Source organism: Vogesella perlucida (assembly GCF_979366545.1).
The window spans coordinates 1-3732 of the sequence record NZ_CEETRO010000022.1 but is presented as its reverse complement, the minus strand read 5'-3'; the positions used below and the strand labels follow the sequence as shown (position 1 = coordinate 3732).

The window sequence follows — 3732 nt, the reverse complement described above, 5'->3', positions numbered from 1 at the left end:
GTGCGCAGGCCAGTGGCGACACCATCGCGGCCAACGTTGGCCGCAACCTTACCCTCACCAGCCAGCAAGACCAGGACCACTACGCCAGCCAGCAGCGCAGCATCAGCGCCGGCGGCAGCGTGGCCATTATCGGTACTGGTGGCGGCGTCAACGCCAGCCTCAGCCGTCAGCGCATCGACAGCCAGTACCAGAGCGTGGCCGAGCAAACCGGGCTGTACGCCGGGCAGGGCGGCTTTAACGTGCAAGTAGGCGGCCACACCCAGCTAAACGGCGCCGTCATCGCCAGCAGCGCCAGCTCCGAGCAAAACCAGCTCAGCACCGCCACCCTCGGCTGGCAAGACCTGCAAAACCGCGCCGAATACCGCGTAGAAAGCCAGAGCATCGGTGCCAGCAGCAGCGCCAGTGCCAGCGGCAACCTCGCCGCCAACGCGCTGGGTAACGCCGGCACCCTCCTGAACGGCGGCCACACCCAGGGCAGCGCCAGCAGCACCACCCTGGCCGCCATCAGTGCCGGCAGCCTTACCGTGCACGACAGCACCGCGCAGCTGCAAGACACCACCACCCTGCGCCGCGACGCCAGCGGCACCGCCAACGGCCTCAGCCCCATCTTCAACAAACAAGCCGAGCTCGACCGCCTGCAAGCCATCCAGCTCATCGGCGACATCGGCCAGCAAACCCTGCAGATCGCCAACACCCACAAACGCGCCGAGCTGAACGCCGCCACCGAGCGCGCCAAAGCCGACCCCGCCTACGCTAATAGTGCCGACTACCAGCAGCTGCAAGCCACCTGGGGCAAAGGCGGCAGCGTGCAGCAAGCCATCACCGCCGTCACCGCCGCGCTGCAAGGCCTGGCCGGGGGTGACGCCAGCGCTGCCATCGCCGGTGCCGCAGCACCCTACCTGGCCAGCCAGATCAAGCAGCTCACCACCGACCCCGCCACCGGCCAGGTCAACACCGCCGCCAACGCCATGGCCCACGCCCTGCTGGGCGCCACCCTGGCCGCCGCCAAAGGCGACAACGCCGTGGCCGGGGCCGCCGGCGCCGGCAGCGCCCCGCTCATCGCCGCCACCTTGGCACAAAACCTGTACGGCAGCGACGCCGCCAATCTGAGCGAAAGCCAGAAAGACACCGTGGCCGCGCTCACCACACTGGCCGGCAGCCTGGCGGGCGGGTTGGCCGGCGGCAATGCCGCCTCGGCGCTGACGGGTGGGCAGGGCGCGAAGAATGAGGTGGAGAACAACTCGCTCAACACCCGTGCTGCCGCCACCCTGATGCAAACACTGCGCGCCTGCGCGGGCCGTTGTGATGTGGCGCAGCTCAGTCGGGAGATACAGCAGCAAGAACAATACTGGGATAAGGTCGTGGCCGAGCGTTGTGGCGGCGGCGGTGCCAGCCTGGCCGTGTGTGCCAGCACCCTGAATGGCTTGCAGGAAAGCCTGTCCTTCATCTCCAGCGCACTGGGCATGGCCAAGACCCCGCAGGAGCGGGCGCTGCTGCTGGCCACTTACAACGAGCAAGTACGCGACATCAACACAGCCACGGCGCAGTTTGAGAAACTGGGCGCCTCGGCGAGCGTCATTGACGTATTCATGACGCAAACGGCGCAGATTCTGCCGGATCTGGCGTTGTCGATTGGTGGTAACGGCCGGCCCGCACTGGCGGTGAAACCGGTGGCGGGGCAGCAGACGGGGGATGGTCATACAAACAAGCTAGGAGTATCAGTTGATGCTAACGCATTGAATGAACTCGCTGCGAATGGTGTCAAATTTACGGCTTCTAATGTTGTCGCAACAGGAAGACTGGCGTCTGGGCAAGTTGTTTTTCTTGAGACAGGAAATTCTAAAGCTGGTTTGCAGCATATTGTCGAGGCGCATGCAACTGATTTTGCAAAAATTGGTATTTCTCAGAGTAAAATACCGGAGGTGGTAATGAGGGCAGTTCAAGATGGTCGTGTTGTTGGTTATCAAGGTGTTGGAGTTGGGCGCCCTATTTATCAAATTGATATAGATGGTGTCCGTCAAAATATAGCGGTAACCGTTTCGAGTAATGGTTTTATTGTGGGGGCAAACCCCGCAGGAAAGGTTGATCCAAAATGATAACTATAAAATTCTTTGCGGAGTATCAGTGCTTTCCGCTCTGGAAGGCAGGTCTTGACTCTGTTGGAAATATAAACCCTAGTGAGTTACCTATTTCGCCTTATCTTTCGAGTAAAATTAATGCTTGGGCATTGAGATTTGACAGTACATTTAATGAGGATGATCCTGTCAATTCTGGATTTGAATCCATCGAGGAGGAATTGGGATTTTTACATGAAGGTAGAGAGCTCGCAGAGCTACTTCAGCAGGAGCTTGGGGATGAGTATGTAGTTGCACTGGGTCAGCATTTTTTCCATCAGTAATTCTCAAGCGTGAGGACAAAGTTATCCAAAAGGTATTCTGATTACGCGAAATACGGTGCCAATAAAGGCTTTGATCGTGTATCCCAGAACGCAAATGACATGGTGACCCTGGTCATAGATGGCAAGCAGATGTCGCAGGCAGGGGCGTTCTCGCTTAGTGCCAACGCCGCCGGAGGCAATACGCAGAACTCTATGGCTTGGATAGATGCAGTGCTCGATCGTCTGGACAAAGGATCGGCAGCCTACAAAGCTGTTGAGGCCGTAAGACGGAACAACACGCTTGTGACAGCTGTTGGCGGCGTCAACCGAACCACGGGTGAACTGGTGGTGCTGCCTGTTACCGTGCCCATGAAGTAAAAGACTAATGAACGTGCTACCACACTATACCTCTGAGCAAATCGCTTTTCTTCAAGAACGAAAGGAGCGCATTGATGATTGGCAGCATGTCGGTCTGATGCCGATCGAAGTGGATATGATAGACAAGGAGGAAGGCAGCCTTGATGGGTGCCTCAGCAACCTTAAAAGACTTCACGCAGACATTGCCAACTACGCCTGGTTCGCCAACCAAGACCTGGCCACCTTCAAGCTGCACAGCTACGTGGTAGCCAAGTTGATGTACATCCGTGCCAAAGCGACCGGCGAAGAAGGTGTGATGCACGAAGCCGAGTATTTTTATGCGCTACTTAGCGACCATGAACCGGTCATCCACTGGATGCAGCAGCAGCCGCCTCATTCCAAGCTGTTCACGCAACGCATGGTCAATCCTAACCAGAACGAGTACCGCTACTACCAGTTGACCCTGGCATTGAATGGACAATGGGATGAGTTGGGGAGCCGGGCCGATGTGTTCTTGCAAGACATCCCGGCCAAAATGAAAAAGTTTGCGCCGGACATGCGCTTTTACCGGGCGCTGGCGCAGCAAGACAAAGCTGGCATGGAGGATGCGCTGGCCGAGCTCACCAGCCCCAAAGTAGCCCGAGTACGCAATGAAGTATTCGAACTGGTGGTGGCCAGCAAATTTGTTTCACCCTTTGCCTGCCTGTATGCCAAGACTGCCAGCCGCCATGGCTTCAACTTGGACATCGATACCGTTTTCATCCCCCAAGCATGGCTGCCCCATCGCCCGCTGCCGGCCTACCCCGACCCATACGATTTCATGCGCGCATGGGTGATTGCTTGATGTGATGGTCAATATCGGCTGGATTAGGGCCGCACAAAACGTGCGCATCGAACACGCCGAGCACACGCAAACCCAGCAGACATCCAGCTACAGCAAGCAAAGCGGCGTCACCGTGGCGCTCAGCGGTGGCGTGGTAGACGCCGCACAAACCGCC

General features: G+C 58.2%; 4 protein-coding genes. All 4 read left to right on the top strand.

Going from position 1 to position 3732, the window contains the following annotated elements; all coding sequences use genetic code 11:
- Positions 1–2096 (top strand): VENN motif pre-toxin domain-containing protein (locus ACZ9XP_RS17660; RefSeq protein WP_465188932.1); only part of this gene is annotated, 2096 nt, incomplete at its 5' end.
- Positions 2093–2398 carry a hypothetical protein gene (locus ACZ9XP_RS17655; protein WP_465188931.1) on the top strand — a complete coding sequence of 102 codons (306 nt, stop codon included), beginning with the start codon at positions 2093–2095 and terminating at the stop codon, positions 2396–2398. The genes ACZ9XP_RS17660 and ACZ9XP_RS17655, both read left to right, overlap by 4 nt.
- A gap of 99 nt (positions 2399–2497) precedes the next feature.
- The gene (locus ACZ9XP_RS17650) at positions 2498–2755 is read left to right on the top strand and encodes a hypothetical protein (RefSeq protein ID WP_465188930.1); all 258 of its coding nucleotides are present in this window, start codon (positions 2498–2500) and stop codon (positions 2753–2755) included.
- Between the two features lie 7 nt (positions 2756–2762).
- On the top strand, positions 2763–3578 hold the full coding sequence (locus ACZ9XP_RS17645) for an Imm49 family immunity protein (RefSeq protein WP_465188929.1): 816 nt from the start codon (positions 2763–2765) through the stop codon (positions 3576–3578).
- Positions 3579–3732 lie beyond the last annotated feature (154 nt).